Below are 15,990 nucleotides of genomic sequence, written 5' to 3'. Positions count from 1 at the left end.
CCACATTTGAATGTATTCACAGCTCAAAATGTGGGAGCTGGCAACTCAATCACAAACCTGGTCCAACCCTTGCCCGCTTCACAGTAAATCCTCCCCCCATGCGCTCGCACAATCGATTGGGTAATCGCCAACCCCAGCCCCGCATGCTCGCTGCTGCCCTCGTGGCGCGCCGGGTCCGCGCGGTAGAACCGATCGAACAATCTCGGCAGCAGCTCTGCTGGAACACCTTCCCCGGTGTTTTCCACCGATAGCCTCACCCCGGTTTCCATGTGCACACGCACTTCGCCACCGGGCGGGGTAAACCGTAGCGCGTTATCCAGCAGATTCGACAACGCCCGGCGCAACATGCCGCGATCCCCCGTCGTGTGCGCAGTGCCCTCGCGCACCAGGCTGACCTGCGCGTCCTCCGCCAGCAGTGCGAAGAACTCCAGCAAGGCGTCCACTTCATCGGCCAAGGCCAGAGGTTCGCGCCTGGGCACCAGCAAACCGTGATCTGCCTTGGCCAGGTACAACATGTCGTTGACCAGTTGCGCCATCCATTGCAGTTCTTCCAGATTGCTATGCAGCGCCTCGCGATAATCCTCCAGTGGGCGCGGTTGGGTGAGGATGACCTGGGTCTGGGTCAGCAGGTTCGACAACGGCGTGCGCAGTTCATGGGCGATATCGGCGGAGAACGCCGAAAGGCGCTGAAAGGCGTCATCCAGGCGCCCCAGCATGGCGTTGAACGTTTGGGCGAGTTCTGCCAGTTCCGCTGGCATGTGCTGGTGGGGCAGGCGTTGGGTGAGGGAGTGGGCCGAGACGTTGGCAGCCACTTCCCCCATGCGCCGCAGCGGACGCAGGCCGCTGCGCGCTGCCCAGGCACCAAGCAGCGCGGTGGCCAGGGCCGAGAGGCCGACGGTGAACCAGATCAAGCGTTGCATGCGTTGCAGAAAGTGTTGGTGATGGGTGATATCGAGCATCAGCGTCAGTTGGGGGGTGTTCGGCTGGTTCGGCAGCAAAGGGGCGTTATACACCCGGTAATCCGTGCCGGCGTTTTGCAGGCGGTGCAGGCCGCTCGCCTCGGGCAAGGTGACACCAGGGGCGGCGTCATACCAGCGCTGGCCATCAGCGCTGATGCGCAACGCAAGGTCGGGCTGGCGATTGAGTTCGGCCTGCAGTTGCGCTTCCCGCTGGGCGAACGACTGGAGCGTGTCGACGTCCTGCAGCGTGATGCGCAGCGCCGCGAGCTTGCTATCGAGCAACTGTTGGTCCAGCTCGACGAAGTGCGCCTCGCTGGCCCGGTTGAACAGCACCCCCGCCAGTAAGGACACCACGGCAGTGCAGGCGGCAAACAGCAGCGCCAGGCGGCTGGCCAGGGACAGGCGCTTGATCAATCGCACCGCTCCTCCAGGACATACCCCATGCCGCGTACGGTGTGGATCAGTTTGTCGGGGAATCCATCGTCGACTTTGATACGCAGACGGCGGACCGCCACTTCGATGATGTTGGTGTCGCTGTCGAAGTTCATGTCCCAGACCTGGGAGGCGATCAGCGACTTAGGCAGCACCTCGCCCTGACGGCGCAACAGCAGCTCCAGCAAAGAGAACTCCTTGGCGGTGAGGTCGATGCGCTGGCCGCTTCGTTCGACGCGGCGGCGAATCAGGTCCAGGCGCAGGTCGGCCAGTTGCAGGGCGGTTTCCTGGGGGGCGCTACTGCCACGGCGCAACAGGCTGCGCACGCGTGCCAGCAATTCGGAAAACGCGAAAGGTTTGACCAGGTAATCGTCGGCACCCAACTCCAGGCCGTGCACGCGGTCTTCGACGGCGTCCCGTGCGGTGAGGAACAACACCGGAATTTCCAGACCTGCACCCCGCACGGCCTGAAGAATCTGCCAGCCGTCGCGGCCCGGCAGCATGACATCGAGGATCAGCAGGTCATAGTCACCGGTCAACGCCAGGTGCTGGCCACTGGTGCCATCGGCCACCAGTTCGGTGGTAAAACCCGCCTCGGCCAAGCCCTGGCGCAGGTAATGGCCGGTTTTGGGTTGGTCTTCGACGATCAGCAGTTTCATGGGCAGCTCTTGGCAACAGGTAACGACAGGCTTTATACCGTGGGCATCGGGACGGGAGTGCAACCTGACAAAGTTGTAATCTAGCAGTCAGCTCGCTGGCAGCCGGGCAATCTTAGAGTGCTGCCCAGGCGAATCCCACATTTCTGGAGAAAGAACGATGGCATTGCGTACACCCGGGTTGCTGGCTGCTTGCCTGCTGGCGCTGAGTTTCGATGCGGTCGCCGATGCGACTCACACCTTCGCGTTCGGCCAGCCGGCGCCGGCGAGCCAGGCCACGCGCACGGTGGAAGTGACGCTGCAGGACATTGCCTTCTCGCCCAAGTCCCTGGAGGTCAAGGCCGGCGAGACGGTGCGTTTTGTGCTGGTGAATAAAGGGCAGTTGCTTCACGAATTCAATCTGGGTGATGCGGCCATGCATGCCGAACACCAGAAAGAAATGCTGAAAATGCAGGCCAGCGGCATGCTCACCGCTACCGGCATGGGCAAGATGGACCACAGCGCCATGGGTCACGGCGATATGGGCGGCATGAAACACGACGATCCCAACAGTGTGCTGGTGGAACCCGGCAAAACCGCCGAGCTGACCTGGACGTTCGCCAAGGCCACAGGCCTGGAGTTTGCCTGCAACCTTCCCGGGCATTATCAGGCGGGGATGGTCGGCAAGCTAAGCGTCGATTGATCCAGTGGCGTTTAGGCGCGGGGGCAAAGGCTGGTAGACTGCCGGGGTTTATTTAGCCAGGTTTCCGCCATGCATCCCGCAGCCGAACATTCGCCGCTGGGCAAGTCCAGTGAATACATCTCCACGTACACCCCGTCGTTGCTATTCCCGATCCCTCGCGCGGCCAAGTGGGCCGGACTGGGCCTGAGCGCCGAGACGCTGCCATACAAGGGCGTGGATTTCTGGAACTGCTTTGAGTTGTCCTGGCTGTTGCCTTCGGGTAAACCGGTGGTGGCCATTGGCGAATTCAGCATCCCGGCCGATTCGCCGAATATCATCGAATCCAAGTCCTTCAAGCTGTACCTCAACTCGTTGAACCAGACCGCGTTTGCCGATACGGCCAGCCTGGAAACGACCCTGCGTACAGATCTCAGTGCCGCCGCCGGCAAGGCCGTGACCGTGCGTATTCGTACATTGGCCGAGATCGAGGCTGAGGGCGTGATGGCTTTGCCGGGCGTATGCATCGATGGCCTGGATATCAACGTCAGCAGTTATGAGCATCCGCGCCCGGAACTGCTGCGTTGTGATCAGTCGCGTGTTGTGGAGGAGAGCGTGCACAGCCACCTGCTCAAATCCAACTGCCCGGTGACCAGCCAGCCGGATTGGGGCAGCGTGGTGGTGGAGTACCGTGGCCCTGCGCTGGATCACGCCAGCCTGCTCGAATACATCGTGAGCTTTCGCCAGCACTCGGATTTCCATGAGCAGTGCGTGGAGCGGATCTTTCTCGACCTGCAGCGGTTGCTCAAGCCCGAAAAGTTGACGGTGTATGCGCGGTATGTGCGCCGGGGCGGGCTGGACATCAACCCGTACCGCAGCACTGAGGATGTGGCGTTCCAGAATGTGCGTCTGGCTCGCCAGTAACTATCACACAAATCAAATGTGGGAGCTGGCTTGCCTGCGATGTCGGTGTGTCAGTCATCAAATGGGTGACTGAATAATCGCTATCGCAGGCAAGCCAGCCCCCCACATTGGGTCGTGCATTTGGTCTGGGATTTAGATCAGATCCCGATGTTGCCCAAGGTGATCAGAATGTTGCGCAATGTCCCGGAAATCACCGGGTGGTCAGTGTCGAACTCGATGGCGGCTTGATTCACATCATCGGAAATACTCGGTGTTTGAGTAGCCGGCTCAAGTTCAAGCTGCAATTCAAACTTGGCAATCAAGGCTTCCAGTGCTTCACGTTTTTCTTCTGGCAGCGGCGGTTCCTGTTCCAACTGCCCGCGCAGGATCTCGACCTGTTCTTCCAGCTTTTTGCGATCAGGCATGGCGTATTTCCTTTTATCGATAGGCACTGGCATAGACCACGGCGCGCCGTGAAAGGTCTACGGGCTGACCTGTAGATTAATCCACCGGCGCCGACTGTGCATGACCTCGATCAGGGCTTCTCGCCTTTGAGCCGGCGCAGACTGATGTCAGCCAGGCAGGTGTCGAGCTCGCCGAGGTGATCGATCACCGAGTGCACGCCCAACCCGTACAGTGCCACGGTGGCTTTCGCGCGTTTGTGCTCGCGTTGCTGCTCGGTGAGTGCCTGCCAGGCTTCGGGCGCCATGCCGCACAACGAACCGCAGGACGCGAGCCCGATGGTCCACAGCCCGGCGTTGAGTCCGGATTGCAGCAAGCGCGGCTCTCCACTGATCAGCACGCAGCCTTCCAGGCGTTCGATGTTGAGTTCCATCAAGGCCTGCCAACATGCATGGGGCGCCGGCCAGCGGATCGAGGAGGGTTGTGTGGCGTTCACCCAGGTCGGCAGGGCGGCGGACAAAGGCGTGGTGACGGCGGGGGGCAGCTCATCCAGCCAGGCGCAGGGCACGCCGCGCTCCTTGAGGCTGCGCAGAATCTTCAGCGCGCCCGGCGTGGCCAGGGAACTGGAAGCGGGCGTGTCGCTACGGGCCTGGGAGCCGAAATCCACGAGGCAGCCACTCAGGCCAAACAACACGGCAGTCAAGGCGGGGGGGCTGGCGATGGCAATCTCGGCGTGAGGCATTAGGACATCCCTGAAATAGCTGTGACGCTATCGATGTGGGATGACAAGCGGATGACATTGCTGATCAAATTGTAGGAATTTTGTGCATTTGGCGTGTGACGTTTCCTGCTTGCTGCCTAAATGGACACTTCCGTCATATACTGACGGCCTTATTCAGGGCATAGCGCCCATGACAGATTATTCAAGGAGCCAAAGCTATGCGCTGGAGCCAATATTTCGCTCAGCTGTCGGTGTGCGCCACTATCCTCATGGCGCCGTTCGCCGCTCAGGCTGCGTCGGAAGATGACCCGTGGGAAAGCGTCAACCGGCCGATCTTCACCTTCAACGACACCGTTGATACCTACGCGCTCAAGCCGCTGGCCCAGGGTTATCAGTTCGTGACTCCGCAGTTCATGCAGGATGGCGTGCATAACTTCTTCCGCAATATCGGTGACGTAGGCAACCTGGCCAACGACCTGCTGCAACTCAAGCCGCACGCGGCGGGCGTCGATACCGCGCGCTTGCTGATGAACACCACCTTCGGTGTGTTGGGTTTCATTGATGTCGGCACCAAAATGGGGCTGGTGCGCAACGACGAAGATTTTGGCCAGACCCTCGGCTACTGGGGCGTAGGCAGTGGCCCTTACGTGATGCTGCCGCTGCTGGGCCCAAGCACCCTGCGTGACGCGCCGTCCAAGTACGTGGACAGCTACACCCAGCCCTACCGTTACATGAACGATATCGGCTGGCGCAACAGCACGTTCGGGCTGAACATCGTTGATACCCGTGCCAGCCTGCTCGACAGCGAGAAGCTGATCACTGGCGACAAATACACCTTCATCCGCAACGCTTACCTGCAGAACCGCGAGTTCAAGGTCAAGGACGGCAAGGTGGTCGACGACTTTTAAGTCGTGATGTTTTGAAATGAAAAAAGGCGATCCGATTGTGATCGCCTTTTTTATGCGTGGTTTTCAGTGCATTTTCAGTATCTTGAGGCCCAGGTGCTGGTCATCCCCAACGGTTTTGGTCCACACCACTTCAGTGTCGGCCTCCAGACCCTTGAGCGCCGCGTGTTCCGAATCGATGCGCACGACCAGACGGTCGCCGACGTTGAACTGGCGAGGCGCCTGCACCTGCATGCCGGAGCTGGAAAGGTCCAGGCACACCCCGGCAATCTCTTGCCCGGCATGGATCAACGACACATCGGCATCCACGCGCATGCTGATGAAATCGCGTTTTTCAGCGTAGTCGCGCTCACGTTCGCTCACAGGTTCCATCCTTACTTTGTGTTGTGGTGGTGGCTGTTCTTATAACTCTCGGTGATTTGCGGTGTAAAGACGCTCGGCGACCATCGGCATGAGCTTGAAACCCCTGGCGGATGGGAGTACCGTCTGCGCCTTAGAAGGGCACCTCTGCTTTACGGTTGTGCATGGGTAAGATCCCAATGCTTTGTAGGACAGAGAGGCTAGAAAGCGAATCCAGTAGTGCGAGCCCGGCCATTGTCGAGCTGCCTACGCCAACCTAATTCTGGCGCCGTTTGCCCACATGCAAAAAACCAGTGCCACGCTGCTGATAATCGATGACGACGAAGTAGTGCGCGCGAGCCTCGCGGCCTATTTGGAAGACAGTGGCTTCAGCGTCCTGCAGGCCAGTAATGGCCAGCTGGGTCTCCAAGTGTTCGAGCGCGACCAGCCCGATCTCGTGATCTGCGATCTGCGCATGCCCCAGATGGGCGGCCTTGAGCTGATTCGCCAGGTGACCGATCTTGCCCCGCAGACGCCGGTGATTGTTGTCTCCGGTGCCGGGGTGATGAACGATGCGGTCGAGGCCCTGCGCCTGGGCGCCGCCGATTACCTGATCAAACCCCTGGAAGACCTGGCGGTGCTGGAGCACTCGGTGCGCCGTGCCTTGGACCGTGCGCGCCTGCTGGTGGAGAACCAGCGCTACCGCGAAAAGCTGGAAACCGCCAACCGCGAGCTCGAAGCCAGCCTGAACCTGCTCCAGGAAGACCAGAACGCCGGTCGCCAGGTGCAGATGAACATGCTGCCGGTCAGCCCTTGGACCATCGACGATTTCAAGTTTGCGCACCAGATCATCCCGTCGTTGTACCTGTCGGGTGATTTTGTCGATTATTTTCGTGTGGATGAGCGGCGTGTTGCGTTCTACCTGGCCGATGTCTCCGGCCACGGTGCTTCATCCGCCTTTGTGACCGTGCTGTTGAAGTTCATGACGACACGGCTGCTGTTTGAATCCAAGCGCAATGGCACCTTGCCGGAGTTTACCCCCTCCGAGGTGCTGGGCCACATCAACCGGGGCCTGATCAGCTGCAAGCTGGGCAAGCACGTAACGATGGTCGGCGGCGTGATTGATGAAGAAACCGGTCTTTTGACCTACAGCATCGGCGGCCACCTGCCGATGCCGGTTTTGTACACTCCTGACAGTGTGCGTTATCTGGAAGGGCGTGGTCTGCCCGTGGGCCTGTTCAATGAGGCGACCTACGAAGACCACATTCTGGAGCTGCCCCCGACGTTCAGCCTTACGCTGATGTCTGATGGCATCCTGGATCTGCTTCCAGAGCCTACACTCAAAGAGAAAGAAGCCGCCTTGCCCCAAAAGGTCAAGGCAGCGGGCGGCAGCCTGGATGGCCTGCGGCAGGTTTTTGGATTGGCCACGCTGGGGGAGATGCCGGATGATATCGCCCTATTGGTGTTGAGCAGGAATCTTTGATGAGTACCGGAAGAATCCAGTTCGCCGAGCAAGACGGGACTTTCGTCCTGAAGTTTGTCGGTGAAGTGCGCCTGACCTTGTGTTCGGCGCTGGATGCGACGATTGAGCGGATTTTCACTGCGCTGAATTTCTCGGCGATCGTGATCGATCTGACCGAAACCCGCAGCATCGATAGCACCACCCTTGGCTTGTTGGCCAAGTTGTCCATTCTGTCGCGGCAGAAGGTCGGCCTGTTGCCAACGGTTGTCACCACCCACGAAGACATCACCCGTCTGTTGCAGTCCATGGGTTTCGATCAGGTGTTCAACATCGTTGATCGTCCGATTCCCTGCCCGGAGTGCCTGACCGATCTGCCGTCCCAGGACCAGTCCGAGGAAGTGGTACGGGTCAAGGTGCTGGAAGCGCACAAGATCCTGATGGGCTTGAACGAGTCCAATCGTGAAGCGTTTCACGACCTCGTGAACGCCCTCGAGCGCCACTGACGGAACGCTGCCCTTGTAGCAGCGGCGCAGGGCTTCAGGTCAGCGAATAAAAAAGGGCGGCACCCGCAAAGGTGCCGCCCTTTTTTGCCGCCTTCTGTCTTACAGCTTGGCAGTCAACAACGCCTCAAGCTTCTCTTGGTCGCGCGCAAACTGACGAATACCTTCGGCCAGCTTCTCGGTTGCCATCGGATCCTCGTTGGACAGCCAGCGGAACTGCGCTTCAGTCAGATGCACCCGCGCTTCACCCGCATGCCCTGGCGACAGCTTGCGCTCCAACTTGCCCTCGTCGGATGCCAGCTTTTCCAGCAAGTCCGGGCTGATGGTCAGACGGTCGCAGCCGGCCAGTTCTTCGATCTGGCTCAGGTTACGGAAGCTCGCGCCCATCACCACGGTCTTGTAACCATTGGCTTTGTAGTAGTTGTAGATGCGTGTCACTGACTGTACACCCGGATCATCGGCGCCACTGTAGTCGTTGCCGTTGGCCTTCTTGTACCAGTCGTAGATGCGGCCCACGAACGGCGAAATCAGGTACACCCCGGCTTCGGCACAGGCCACGGCCTGGGCGAATGAGAACAGCAGGGTCAGGTTGGTCTGGATGCCTTCTTTTTCCAGCTTCTCTGCGGCGCGGATGCCTTCCCAGGTGGAGGCGATCTTGATCAGCACGCGATCACGGCCAACCCCGGCTTTTTCATACAGGTCGATCAGACGGTGCGCACGTTTGAGAATGGCAGCTTCGTCAAACGAAAGACGGGCATCTACCTCAGTGGAAATACGGCCCGGCACCACTTTGAGGATCTCTTGGCCCACCGCTACCGCAAAGCGGTCGCTGGCCAGGCCTACGTCACCGTTGCAGTCCTGCACGCTTTCATCCAGCAGCTTGGCGTAGGCCGGAATCGATGCTGCCTTGAGCAACAGGGAAGGGTTGGTAGTGGCGTCTTGTGGCTTGAGCTTGGCGAGGGTGGAGAAATCGCCGGTATCGGCTACGACGGTAGTGAACTGCTTGAGTTGTTCCAGCTTGGAAGTCATGGGCGTGCTCTGTCCTGTGGGTCTGGTGACATTACCCGAGCGCCGACAGGCGCTCAAGGGCGCAAATGCGTTCGATCGTTTGCGAGGGCAACAACCTGAAAACAGCTGTTTGAATGACCGGCCTTGCTGGTAAATAAGAGGTCCAAATGGCTGACAGGTTCAATGTGATTGAGGTTGGCAGACGAGGTTATTGCGCGAGCATTAATTAATAAGGAGAACGCTGCTGTTTGGATAATGTGAAAAATTTTATTTTTAGTTGATTGAGTTGTTCCTGTTGTTGCCTGTGCTATACCTGATTCGCAGACGCCATGTAGGCCGATAAAAACTCTGATGACTTAACTGTCCGCGGCGAAGTGCGTGTTGCCTGTTCATTCAACTCTATTTGTTCGCGTATTGCCAAGTGCAGGAGAAATGTGATGAAACGGAATGCAGCAACATTATTCGCCGTCGTGGGTTTTCTATGTTCAACAACGGTGTTGGCAGATGTCACGGTAAAGCAGGCACTTTCCCAAGGCTGTTACGACAATGAGGAAATGCGTAAAAACATTGATGCAGCCAAGGCCGCCAGCCCCATAGGCACTCGTACTCTCGAAAAGGAAAAGGAGCTGACCTCAAGCTACGGGGACAAGATCACTTACGCCAGAGTGACGGCACCTGATACCTGGGTCTATCGAGCGTATGAAGGTGCGAACACCAACAATTGGCATGTCAGCAAGCTGAAGGAGGGCGTGATCTACTCCAAGGCCCAGAACGAAGTGCAAAGGTATATACGCGACGGCCACACCGCCGCAGATTTCTGGTTGAGGGACGGACCTGACTTACAGACTCCGGGTCTTGCCAGTGCCATCTACACAACCATGCGCTTGCTCGCGCTACAATCCAGCGACACGCCGCAAAGCCAGTTTGTGAGTTTTGCCCTGGATTACGCCACCACCGGTACATTCGGAGACGCTGTGTATGCGCTTCAGGTCAATCCGGATTCACCCATTCTTGGGTTGGTCGACTGCAAAACAGCAAAGGGTGAAGTTCAAGTTCAAATTCTGGGTGGTAAAACGTTTGACACGCTGTATCGAAAACTCAGAAGTGAGCATACGTGGAAACGATATGACCGGAATACTCAACAATGGATAGCGGTGTCCAACGGAACAGTGCCGGAGCACTAAGTAAGGTATTAGCGAGGGCCGACAACTTAGTCGCGCCCTCGTTCTCAACGCCCTTCCAGCAATGCAGCGGCCTTGTCGAGCAATTCCAGTGGGTCGCTGGCCTTATGAATATCCACCGACAACAACTGCCTGAACTTGCGTGCTCCCGGGAAACCGGTGCCCAGCCCCAGCACATGCCGCGTAATGTGGTGCATGGTTCCGCCGGTGGCCAAATGCTCGGCAATATAGGGGCGTAACTGCGCCAGCGCCTCTGCCCGGCCAATGACTGGCTGTGTGCTGCCAAACAACTGTTGATCCACATGCGCCAGCAAATACGGATTGTGATAAGCCTCGCGGCCCAGCATCACCCCATCAAACGTCTGCAGGTGCTCATGGCACTGCTCCAAGGTCTTGATGCCACCGTTGAGGTTAATCTCCAGTTCAGGGAAATCCCGCTTCAATTGCGCCGCCACGTCATAACGCAACGGCGGAATGTCACGGTTTTCCTTGGGCGACAGCCCTTCCAGAATCGCAATCCGCGCGTGTACGGTGAAACTCGTGCAGCCGGCGTCCTTCACCTGCCCAACGAAATCGCAGAGCTCGGCATAACTGTCCCGCCCATTGATCCCGATGCGATGCTTCACCGTCACTGGAATCGACACCGCATCGCGCATCGCCTTCACGCAATCTGCCACCAGGGCAGGGTGCGCCATCAGAATCGCGCCGATCATATTGTTCTGCACCCGATCACTGGGGCAGCCGACGTTCAGGTTCACCTCATCGTACCCCGCGACCTCGGCCATGCGGGCGCACGCCGCCAAGTCCGCCGGAACACTGCCGCCCAACTGCAACGCCAACGGGTGTTCGGCTTCGTCATGACGCAGAAAACGCTCATGATCGCCATGCAGGATCGCGCCGGTGGTGACCATCTCGGTATAGAGCAGGGCGTGTTTGGACAGCAGGCGCAGGAAGTACCGGCAATGTCTGTCCGTCCAATCCATCATAGGTGCAACGCTGAACCGGCGTGACGGCTCTGAGCGTAAAGGGCTAGCGTTTACTGGAGATACGGCTTTTTCGGAATTCATTAGTACTGATCTTTTATACAGCGGTTTTTACCCGTTTTCCCTTGTTTTCTAGAGTCGGTTGCTACATTGGAGTGATCGAATTCGGCAATGTAGCAACTGGAAATGGGCACGATCACAGCACGTAAGCGCAAGGACAACTCGACAGCCTACACGGCGCAGATACGGATCAATCGGGATGGCAAGACAGTTTATCAGGAAAGCCAAACCTTCGACCGTAAGCAGGTCGCCCAGGCCTGAATCAAGCGACGGGAGGCCGAGCTGGCCCAGCCAGGTGCCATCTGCTGAAACCTGTTCTCTACTCTCTGGAGTTAACTATTGGGGTCGCTGGAGATAGCCTGGCATTAATATTATTTCGAAGGTGTCCGTGCGCGAAAACTTACTATATCCAGGCATTAAGAAGAGTACGGCCAAATCGTTCCCCTCTCGAATGGGAAGGGTGAGTTTGGCCATTTATTTCAATTACCATTCTATAATGCATAATTCGTTTAAATCATGGAGGACCTGCTGTGACGTCACACACAAGCGACCTGCTAGTACAACAAGTGAATTGTTTCTATAACTACACAGTAGGGCTGGATGTCACAGAGGTAGACTTGCTCAAAACAGCCAAAAAGCTGCTCAAGTCTGGCTTAGTCAGGACCGTTTGTTTTTCGGACCTAAAGGCCATTTACCTTGATGAGAATGATGATATCCAGCTCGAATGGCTTCAACCGCAAGGACGTCAATGGGATAGTCATTGGACAGTTAGGTTCAGCGAAGCCTTGCCAAAGAAAACTGTAGGGGATCTAACCCTTTGTCTGGAGTTGTCCTTCCATGAGCGGCGCATTGAAAGCGCAGAGGCTAAACAAATACCGCTATATCTGCGAGCAGCTCTATCGCCTTTAATTCTTGAGCGCGACGACTTGAGCCTACCCATCTATCCATGGCTCAAAATTTATTCTGACGGCATTATGTCTATTAGCTTTCAATTCGACTCCAAGTGGGACAATATCAGTGAAAAAGACTTCATTCAAAATATCGTCAACTTGTTTCAATGTTACTTCGATCGCATTTGGGTTGAAGCAGAGCTTCAGCGAATTGATGGAGAGCAACTTCTGCCCGGCGCCTTCGAGGGTGAAATTTCAATTGGTGGCCAGAACATTGTTGACCGAAAAACCCGTAAGCTCGTTAAAGAAATGCGCCGAAGAGCTAAAGCGGTACTTGATGAGTCCCTCTGCGCGGAAGGGCGAGTTTTCAACTTGCACGGAGAATCATGGATTCTGCACCAAATCGCCGGTTCCGAAGAAGATGCGGAATGGGAAGCAACAATTGACCTATGCCGATCCATCTACATAAACGCCATCGCCTCACAAGTAGTAGTGAGGAGTAATAAAAAAAACAAGGTAACGGCGGGAGTCCAGTTATGGCAAGGCCGTCCATCAATCTCACTAATGCGATTTGTAAACCAGCCCAAATGCAAAAATGAACTCTTCGAAAAATACGGGCCCTCGATTTCACGAATTCTGATGCGCTCCCCTGAAGTTGACAGTCCACCGCCGCTACCACCTGATTTACGTCCTTTCGATGATTATTGTTTTCACGGCAACAGAGCGCTATTGCTCTGGACTTGGATGCGGCCATGCAATGCACATGAAGATGCTTGGCGGGATGCAAACACTCGGGCTCATTTGATGGAGAATCAAGCGAGGGCTGAGCACTTTGAGTACCACAACATGCGTATTGCCCGAGCATGCGCGATCGCGAGCTCGCCACTTTCGGATGAGCGTCTTGTTTATGCGTACGAAACCCTAGCAATCGCAGACACCGTAATCCACCAATCAAGCCACTCGGGAGAAATCACAGAGGCTCTGGAATACTTGATGAGTGCCGCAGGGACAATGAACCTGGTTGCATCCGGTAAGGAGCAGGCAAGGTGGCACTTGGATGAACGTCGCTTTAGGTACGAAAAGTTGAGGTCTCGTGTGGATCGGTGGCTGGCGGGCGTGTTTGGGTTCGTTGGTGCTGCGGGGCTGGCTGACTTAGTCATTCAGCCGTTTCTCAAAGCAGTATATTCCGGTTGGGCAGACTGGTTTACCGGTTTGGCTGCATTCGCGATCGCATCATTCGTGGTTGGAATTTTTGCGGTTCCCATCTGGTTCGTTAACAAAATAAAAAAGGAATAGTTCTAATACTGGGGCTACTTACTAACAAATCGCTGACACCGGCCATTGCTTTTGCTGGAGCGAAAGCAATTTCGAGGAGTCCTCGGAAGGTGACGCTGGCGCAGGTGAATCGCCCCTGATTTCATAGACGCGCTCAATTGTCTGACTTTTGCCAATTAGCCAGTTCTGAATGACGGAAGCGGGTCGGAAGTCGCCTGACCCGACCGGCGGCTTTTGGCCGAAAACTGCCTGTCACGAATGATTCCACTAGGCAACGAGCTGTGCTGTCCGCGGTCAACAGCAGATTTCGGTATGGACAAATTAGACTCTGAAAGCCCTTCACAGGGGGATGTCCATGGCCATGGTGTATTCAGCGGAAAACTAGAGTCGGCGCGGGTTTCACTCATGTCCATGGGTTGACATCTTTCCTTTAGATCGACGAGGCTTTCGCTGATTTGACCGGTATCGGTGAGCTGGACGCTTTAGGCCAGCAGATTCGGACCCAAGTGCTTCGCTGCACTGGTATCCCGGTCGGTATTGGTATCACTCACACAAAGACCTTGGCGAAGCTGGCAAACCACACCGCGAAACGCCTGCAGGGTCTGCCCTGATCAAAATTCATGGCGCGCGATTGTAGTGGCTGTGCAAAAAATGCGCAAAAAAGTTGTTTTTAATAATTATTCGTATTGTTGTGTTGGGGGAGGTTACTGAATGGATTATCGGAATAGTGAGCCTAATGGAGTTTATATAGATGAATTTGGCCGTATAACGGAGGCGTCTGGAAGTTTTGAGAAAGCCCCACGGGATGTCGTTTATACATGGGAACCCAATGTTCTAATTAAGAAAAAGAATGGTTATTCGAGGCTGGAGATTTTTTTTGCTGCGATTATAGCTGCGTGTCTTACAATATTTTTCTTAGTTATGCCAACTGATTTTACGATTGAGTTGTCGAGGGAAACTCTGAAGTCTATAGATTATAAGGTCGTTATTGCCATTTTAGGGCTGGCGATAGGGGTGTTCCTTTGTTATGTGCAATATCGCGAAAACGCAAGTCCAAAACGGAAATCGTCAACGAGCTTTGTAGAGCTAGATGAACGTGCTAGTAATATAAAGTTTGAGTCACAAATTCTTGAGTTAAAGCACCTTCTTCATACTGCAAAATCGAAAGGGGTCGAACTATCGGACGAAAGCTCTAAGGTTGATGTTGTCGATTCACAGCAAGATCTTCGGGATGTTACCTCTGTTGAAAGTTACATTCAGGCAATTACGAAGTCTCTTGATAGGCATATAGAGCTTTCGGAAAAGAAGGCTTCTAAACTACTTGATACTGGGGCAATGTATCTGCGTAGGGGTATCTACTTTTATGTCGCTTCAATATTTGTTTGGCAGCTAATTGCTCATATGTGGGGTGTTGATAAGCAGTTGGTTTTTGGGGTGGTGTCATGCTCGTTGACATTCCTAGTGGTTGAATTTTTGGCGGCATGGTTTCTTAAGCAGTATCGAAGTTTCATAGATTCCTCTATTCAGTTTATGAAAGTTAAATCTGTTTTTGATCGTTACTTGTTATCCTATTATGCAGTTAGGGAGTTTGCTGGTGAAGGCTCCGAGGATATGGTCGAGTCGAAGGCGCAGATTTTGAAGGTGCTGTCGGAAGAGATCAAATGGCCTGAGGCATTAAATACGAAAACGGCTGATATTAATCACATGGTTCAAATGTTCGACTCATTGGCCGGAGTGCTTGAGAAGATGAAAAAGGTGCCTGCAAGAAATGAAGCGGGCGGCACTTGAGTGGTAAACATTGGGTGGTTACTTGAACTCTTCTGATCCCTAAACAAGCGGTTGGTAGCAGTGGTGAACTACGGACTTTTCACAGTTTTGAATAACCGAAACTCAGATAGGGATAGATCAATGTGGGAATTTTTTGCTAGTGACGTTGGGAAGGTTGCTCTTGGAGGTCTCATCGCAACGACCGGCTCTTTGATCCTATTTGCTTTGGGATGGGTGAAGGAGTCGCGCCTCTCATCCAAAAAGCAAGAAATCGAAGCTCAGCACCTTGGCATTCGGCTGGTACTTGTCCTAGATAAGCTTGTAGCCGATTGTTACAACGCGGTACACGATCCACTTTTCACGGATGACCAGGGCTACACCCATAGCACGGTGCAAAACCCTGAATTCGCGCTTCCTAAAGGCGGCGACTATCGGGTACTACCGACCCAGCTTATGTACGACATCATGTCGATGCCCAATCGACTCAACGCGATCAAAGAAGGCCTGGAGTCTGTCGGGGACCAGTCTTCCCCACCTGACTACGAAGAGTATTACCAGTACCGGGATGAAAACCTGTCAAAGCTAGGGTTAAGAGCAATCGGACAAATCGAATCTCTCTGTGAGAGATACAAAATCCCACCACCTGAACGGCCTAAGTATTACGACCCAAAGCAAGACTTAATATCCAAACTGGAAAGAATGGAAGAAATTGACAAGATGCGCGCTACATTTTGAGGGGCGACCACGCTGCCTGTTCAGCAATGAGCAATGCAGTCATTGATCCGTCCAAAGCCCCTCCAATTTAGGTATGTTTAATTTCTACACATACCACAGGCACGGTCTGAGACTGTTGACTTTGCTGGCGGCGACCAATGTTTACGGCGGTTTA

General features: G+C 55.2%; 16 protein-coding genes and 2 pseudogenes. 11 read left to right on the top strand and 7 right to left on the bottom strand.

Going from position 1 to position 15,990, the window contains the following annotated elements:
- Window positions 1–23 precede the first annotated feature (23 nt).
- Window positions 24–1,373 (bottom strand): heavy metal sensor histidine kinase, encoded by a 1,350-nt coding sequence (locus tag ACW9IN_RS03665; RefSeq protein WP_457364589.1) that lies wholly within the window; start codon window positions 1,371–1,373, stop codon window positions 24–26.
- Complete coding sequence (locus tag ACW9IN_RS03660; protein ID WP_457364588.1) at window positions 1,370–2,050, bottom strand: heavy metal response regulator transcription factor; 681 nt, start codon at window positions 2,048–2,050, stop codon at window positions 1,370–1,372. Before ACW9IN_RS03660 ends, ACW9IN_RS03665 begins: the two co-directional genes overlap by 4 nt.
- Window positions 2,051–2,207: 157 nt before the next feature.
- Between ACW9IN_RS03660 and copI the strand changes: the two genes are divergently transcribed.
- On the top strand, window positions 2,208–2,729 hold the full coding sequence (copI, locus tag ACW9IN_RS03655) for a copper-resistant cuproprotein CopI (RefSeq protein ID WP_457364587.1): 522 nt from the start codon (window positions 2,208–2,210) through the stop codon (window positions 2,727–2,729).
- 69 nt (window positions 2,730–2,798) lie between these two features.
- On the top strand, window positions 2,799–3,629 hold the full coding sequence (gene queF, locus ACW9IN_RS03650) for an NADPH-dependent 7-cyano-7-deazaguanine reductase QueF (RefSeq protein WP_457364586.1): 831 nt from the start codon (window positions 2,799–2,801) through the stop codon (window positions 3,627–3,629).
- A gap of 137 nt (window positions 3,630–3,766) precedes the next feature.
- On the opposite strand, the gene ACW9IN_RS03645 is transcribed toward queF, so the two are convergent.
- Window positions 3,767–4,033, bottom strand: a complete 267-nt coding sequence (locus ACW9IN_RS03645) for a DUF4404 family protein (RefSeq protein ID WP_457364585.1) — start codon at window positions 4,031–4,033, stop codon at window positions 3,767–3,769.
- Between the two features lie 110 nt (window positions 4,034–4,143).
- Window positions 4,144–4,752: an HAD family phosphatase gene (locus ACW9IN_RS03640; protein WP_457364584.1), complete on the bottom strand. Its 609-nt coding sequence runs from the start codon at window positions 4,750–4,752 to the stop codon at window positions 4,144–4,146.
- A gap of 248 nt (window positions 4,753–5,000) precedes the next feature.
- Between ACW9IN_RS03640 and ACW9IN_RS03635 the strand changes: the two genes are divergently transcribed.
- On the top strand, window positions 5,001–5,639 hold the full coding sequence (locus tag ACW9IN_RS03635) for an MlaA family lipoprotein (protein ID WP_457364746.1): 639 nt from the start codon (window positions 5,001–5,003) through the stop codon (window positions 5,637–5,639).
- Between the two features lie 63 nt (window positions 5,640–5,702).
- Here the strand turns inward: ACW9IN_RS03635 and ACW9IN_RS03630 are convergent, their stop codons facing one another.
- Window positions 5,703–5,999: a PilZ domain-containing protein gene (locus tag ACW9IN_RS03630; RefSeq protein WP_457364583.1), complete on the bottom strand. Its 297-nt coding sequence runs from the start codon at window positions 5,997–5,999 to the stop codon at window positions 5,703–5,705.
- Between the two features lie 277 nt (window positions 6,000–6,276).
- Between ACW9IN_RS03630 and rssB the strand changes: the two genes are divergently transcribed.
- Both rssB and rssC read left to right on the top strand, forming a co-directional pair.
- A complete protein-coding gene (rssB, locus tag ACW9IN_RS03625) occupies window positions 6,277–7,458 on the top strand; it encodes a two-component system response regulator RssB (RefSeq protein WP_457364582.1) in 1,182 nt (393 codons plus the stop codon).
- Window positions 7,458–7,940, top strand: a complete 483-nt coding sequence (gene rssC / locus ACW9IN_RS03620; protein ID WP_003172602.1) for an anti-sigma factor antagonist RssC — start codon at window positions 7,458–7,460, stop codon at window positions 7,938–7,940. The genes rssB and rssC overlap by 1 nt, the downstream gene beginning before the upstream one ends.
- A 99-nt stretch (window positions 7,941–8,039) precedes the next feature.
- Here the strand turns inward: rssC and tal are convergent, their stop codons facing one another.
- Window positions 8,040–8,966 carry a transaldolase gene (gene tal, locus ACW9IN_RS03615; protein WP_457364581.1) on the bottom strand — a complete coding sequence of 309 codons (927 nt, stop codon included), beginning with the start codon at window positions 8,964–8,966 and terminating at the stop codon, window positions 8,040–8,042.
- Window positions 8,967–9,382: 416 nt separating this feature from the next.
- On the opposite strand from tal, the gene ACW9IN_RS03610 reads away from it, so the two are divergent.
- Complete coding sequence (locus tag ACW9IN_RS03610; protein WP_457364580.1) at window positions 9,383–10,129, top strand: hypothetical protein; 747 nt, start codon at window positions 9,383–9,385, stop codon at window positions 10,127–10,129.
- Window positions 10,130–10,173: 44 nt separating this feature from the next.
- Here ACW9IN_RS03610 and dusA read toward each other — a convergent pair whose 3' ends face one another.
- On the bottom strand, window positions 10,174–11,193 hold the full coding sequence (dusA, locus tag ACW9IN_RS03605; protein WP_457364579.1) for a tRNA dihydrouridine(20/20a) synthase DusA: 1,020 nt from the start codon (window positions 11,191–11,193) through the stop codon (window positions 10,174–10,176).
- Between the two features lie 102 nt (window positions 11,194–11,295).
- Between dusA and ACW9IN_RS03600 the strand changes: the two are divergent.
- The 5 genes and pseudogenes from ACW9IN_RS03600 to ACW9IN_RS03580 form a co-directional block, all read left to right on the top strand.
- Window positions 11,296–11,427, top strand: a pseudogene (locus tag ACW9IN_RS03600) (site-specific integrase); the annotation flags it as partial.
- A 359-nt stretch (window positions 11,428–11,786) separates the two neighbouring features.
- The gene (locus ACW9IN_RS03595) at window positions 11,787–13,355 is read left to right on the top strand and encodes a hypothetical protein (RefSeq protein WP_457364578.1); all 1,569 of its coding nucleotides are present in this window, start codon (window positions 11,787–11,789) and stop codon (window positions 13,353–13,355) included.
- 413 nt (window positions 13,356–13,768) lie between these two features.
- Window positions 13,769–13,933 (top strand): annotated as a pseudogene (locus ACW9IN_RS03590) (Y-family DNA polymerase); the annotation flags it as partial.
- 112 nt (window positions 13,934–14,045) lie between these two features.
- Window positions 14,046–15,122 (top strand): hypothetical protein, encoded by a 1,077-nt coding sequence (locus ACW9IN_RS03585; protein WP_457364577.1) that lies wholly within the window; start codon window positions 14,046–14,048, stop codon window positions 15,120–15,122.
- Window positions 15,123–15,242: 120 nt separating this feature from the next.
- Window positions 15,243–15,836: a hypothetical protein gene (locus ACW9IN_RS03580; RefSeq protein WP_457364576.1), complete on the top strand. Its 594-nt coding sequence runs from the start codon at window positions 15,243–15,245 to the stop codon at window positions 15,834–15,836.
- Window positions 15,837–15,990: the final 154 nt, after the last annotated feature.

The sequence above is a fragment of the Pseudomonas sp. SDO5271_S396 genome (assembly GCF_054071795.1).
This window is presented reverse-complemented; position numbering and strand designations above follow the sequence as displayed.

Excerpts from the sequence above, each read along its gene's own strand:
- ACW9IN_RS03610 (WP_457364580.1), top strand. The coding sequence starts at position 9,383 with ATGAAACGGAATGCAGCAACATTATTCGCCGTCGTGGGTTTTCTATGT.
- copI (WP_457364587.1), top strand. The coding sequence starts at position 2,208 with ATGGCATTGCGTACACCCGGGTTGCTGGCTGCTTGCCTGCTGGCGCTG.
- ACW9IN_RS03640 (WP_457364584.1), bottom strand. The coding sequence starts at position 4,752 with ATGCCTCACGCCGAGATTGCCATCGCCAGCCCCCCCGCCTTGACTGCC.
- rssB (WP_457364582.1), top strand. The coding sequence starts at position 6,277 with ATGCAAAAAACCAGTGCCACGCTGCTGATAATCGATGACGACGAAGTA.
- tal (WP_457364581.1), bottom strand. The coding sequence starts at position 8,966 with ATGACTTCCAAGCTGGAACAACTCAAGCAGTTCACTACCGTCGTAGCC.
- rssC (WP_003172602.1), top strand. The coding sequence starts at position 7,458 with ATGAGTACCGGAAGAATCCAGTTCGCCGAGCAAGACGGGACTTTCGTC.
- ACW9IN_RS03660 (WP_457364588.1), bottom strand. The coding sequence starts at position 2,050 with ATGAAACTGCTGATCGTCGAAGACCAACCCAAAACCGGCCATTACCTG.
- ACW9IN_RS03580 (WP_457364576.1), top strand. The coding sequence starts at position 15,243 with ATGTGGGAATTTTTTGCTAGTGACGTTGGGAAGGTTGCTCTTGGAGGT.
- ACW9IN_RS03585 (WP_457364577.1), top strand. The coding sequence starts at position 14,046 with ATGGATTATCGGAATAGTGAGCCTAATGGAGTTTATATAGATGAATTT.
- ACW9IN_RS03635 (WP_457364746.1), top strand. The coding sequence starts at position 5,001 with ATGGCGCCGTTCGCCGCTCAGGCTGCGTCGGAAGATGACCCGTGGGAA.
- dusA (WP_457364579.1), bottom strand. The coding sequence starts at position 11,193 with ATGAATTCCGAAAAAGCCGTATCTCCAGTAAACGCTAGCCCTTTACGC.
- queF (WP_457364586.1), top strand. The coding sequence starts at position 2,799 with ATGCATCCCGCAGCCGAACATTCGCCGCTGGGCAAGTCCAGTGAATAC.
- ACW9IN_RS03645 (WP_457364585.1), bottom strand. The coding sequence starts at position 4,033 with ATGCCTGATCGCAAAAAGCTGGAAGAACAGGTCGAGATCCTGCGCGGG.